The organism is Methylobacter sp. (assembly GCF_023227905.1).
GTDB lineage: Bacteria > Pseudomonadota > Gammaproteobacteria > Methylococcales > Methylomonadaceae > Methylobacter_A.
Genome location: NZ_JALOCF010000122.1, coordinates 1 through 2,834, shown reverse-complemented (window position 1 = coordinate 2,834; position 2,834 = coordinate 1). Strand labels below are relative to the sequence as shown.

2 protein-coding genes are annotated in these 2,834 nt (G+C 50.3%); both read left to right on the top strand.

Annotated features, from left to right (window positions below):
- Nucleotides 1-1,823: FAD-dependent oxidoreductase (locus M0R47_RS21625; protein WP_292558427.1), on the top strand; the 1,823-nt coding region annotated here is incomplete at its 5' end.
- A gap of 110 nt (nt 1,824-1,933) precedes the next feature.
- Nucleotides 1,934-2,764, top strand: a complete 831-nt coding sequence (locus tag M0R47_RS21620) for a phosphate ABC transporter substrate-binding protein (RefSeq protein WP_292558426.1) — start codon at nt 1,934-1,936, stop codon at nt 2,762-2,764.
- The last annotated feature ends 70 nt before the right edge of the window (nt 2,765-2,834 follow it).

The window sequence follows — 2,834 nt, the reverse complement described above, 5'->3', positions numbered from 1 at the left end:
CCCGCTTTCTGTTCCGTGATGCGGTCAAGTCCCGGTTTGGCGAGCGACTGAAAGCCATCGATGCAGGCGTGGCTAAAGAAGGCGCTCTGTATCTCTTTACGCTGAGATTGGTGCCTGTTTTTCCGTTCTTTGTGATTAATCTGGCAATGGGTTTGACCAATCTAAAAATCCAGACTTTTTATTGGGTCAGCCAGGTGGGGATGCTGGCCGGTACCATTGTTTATGTGAACGCAGGGACTCAGCTGGGTCAACTGGAGTCCTTGTCGGGTATTTTGTCGCCCGGACTGATCGGTTCTTTTGTTTTACTGGGCATTTTCCCGCTGATCGCCAATAAAATCGTCGAAACCCTTAAAGCGAACAAGGTCTATGCAAAATGGACAAAACCTACGCGCTTTGACAACAATATCGTCGTGATTGGCGCTGGTTCAGGCGGCCTGGTCACGTCCTACATTGCCGCCGCCGTCAAGGCCAAAGTCACCTTAATTGAAAAACATAAAATGGGCGGCGATTGCCTGAATACCGGCTGTGTGCCGTCTAAAGCCTTGATCCGTTCCGCCAAACTGCTGTCCCATATTAAAAGGGCGGCGGATTTTGGCATCAAGAAAGCCGACGCTGAATTTGATTTTACCGATGTCATGAATAGGGTTCAGTCGATTATCAAAACCGTCGAGCCGCACGATTCGGTGCAACGCTATTCAGACCTAGGCGTTGAGGTCATCGAAGGTGAGGCCAAAATTCTTTCTCCCTGGGAAGTTCAGGTAACAACAGCGGGTGAAACCCGCACCATTACCACCCGCTCCATCGTTATCGCCGCTGGCGCGCGCCCCTTTGTGCCGCCAATTCCGGGAATCGAAGACATCGATTATCTGACCTCCGATAACATCTGGGCTTTGCGTAAACTGCCCAAGCGACTGGTTGTCCTGGGCGGCGGACCTATCGGCTGCGAACTGGCGCAAAGTTTTTCCCGTTTCGGCAGCAAGGTGATCCAAGTGGAAATGGCACCGCGTTTGCTGATCCGGGAAGATAGTGATGTTTCTGAAATAGTCATGGCAAAGTTCCGCCAGGAAGATATCGATGTGCTGGTTGGACATACCGCCAAGAAATTCATCATCGAAAACGGTGAAAAAATTCTGATTGCCGAGCATCAAGGTCAAGAAGTGCGCATTCCGTTCGACCAGGTGTTATTAGCGATTGGCCGCATTGCCAACACCCAGGGATATGGCCTTGAAGAACTGGGCGTTGAACTATCACCCAAACACACCATAGCCACCAATGATTTCCAGCAGACTAATTATCCGAACATTTTTGCCTGCGGCGACGTATCCGGTCCCTTCCAGTTTACCCATACTGCCGCCCATCAGGCCTGGTATGCCGCGGTGAATGCACTATTCGGCAGCCTTAAAAAGTTTCGCACCGATTATTCGGTAATTCCCTGGGCTACCTTTATCGATCCTGAAGTCGCCAGAGTCGGCCTGAATGAACAAGATGCAACCGAACAAGGTATTGCCTATGAAGTCAGCACTTATCATCTTGACGATCTGGATCGCGCCATTGCCGACGGTGAAGCGCAGGGCTTTGTTAAAGTACTGACCCAACCCGGCAAAGACCGGATACTCGGCGTGACGATTGTTGGTGAACATGCCGGCGACCTGCTTGCTGAATTCGTATTGGCGATGAAGCACAATATCGGCCTGAACAAACTGCTAGGCACCATCCCCATGGCCGAGGCAAACAAATACGTTGCCGGCGTCTGGAAACGCAACCATGCGCCGGAAGGGTTGTTGCGATGGCTTGAACGTTTCCATGCCTGGCGTAGAGGTTGAGTCAATGATTTGTAAGGATTGCCTGGCAATGACGACCAATGTTTGTTACAAGATCGTCAGAATCACCGTGTAACGCAAATCATCATTCAGTAATGGCAATGGAATTTAGCATGAAAAAATTGGGTATAGTTGTAGCGCTTATTTTGCTGATAGGTGCAGTCTGGGGATTTTTGAGAACAAAGCCCGATGATACGAAAATCGAAAAACTAGTGCTAACTGGCTCCAGCACGATAGCGCCGCTTGCTGCAGAAATCGGCAAACGCTTTGAGTCTTTGCACAGTAATGTGCGAGTGGATGTGCAGACCGGCGGATCTTCACGAGGTATCAGCGATGCCCGCGCAGGGCTTGCCGATATTGGCATGGCTTCCAGGGCGCTAAAGGATGACGAAAAAGATTTATTGAGTTTTACCGTTGCTCTGGATGGAATCAGCGTCATCCTGAATAAGGCTAATCCTGTTCAATCACTGAATAAACAGCAAATCATCGACATCTATACCGGCAAAATCATCAACTGGAAAGCAGTCGGCGGCGACGATGCGCCTATTACCGTCGTTAATAAAGCAGAAGGCCGTTCAACACTGGAACTGTTTCTGCATTATTTCGGTTTGAAAAATACCGACGTCAAGCCGCAAGTCGTTATTGGCGATAATCAGCAAGGCATTAAAACAGTGGTTGGCAACCCGGATGCCATCGGTTACGTTTCCGTGGGAACTGCCGAATATGAGGCAGGCCAAGGTGCTGCCATTAAACTGCTGCCTCTCGAAGGCATAGCCGCTTCAGTCGAGAATGTGCGTAATCGCAGCTTTCCACTATCCAGGCCATTAAATCTGGTGACCCGTGGGGAGCCTGTCGGACTCGCAAAAGACTTCATCGAATTTGCCAGTTCGCCGCAAGTTAATGATCTGATCGAGGCGCAATACTTTGTTCCTGTCCCGCACTGACAGACAACTGGCTGCGCTGCTACGGAGCTGTGCACTATTTTCGGCAGCGATTGTGCTGCTGGTCCTGTTG

Coding starts and splice junctions, on each gene's coding strand:
- M0R47_RS21620 (WP_292558426.1), top strand. CDS start 1,934: ATGAAAAAATTGGGTATAGTTGTAGCGCTTATTTTGCTGATAGGTGCA.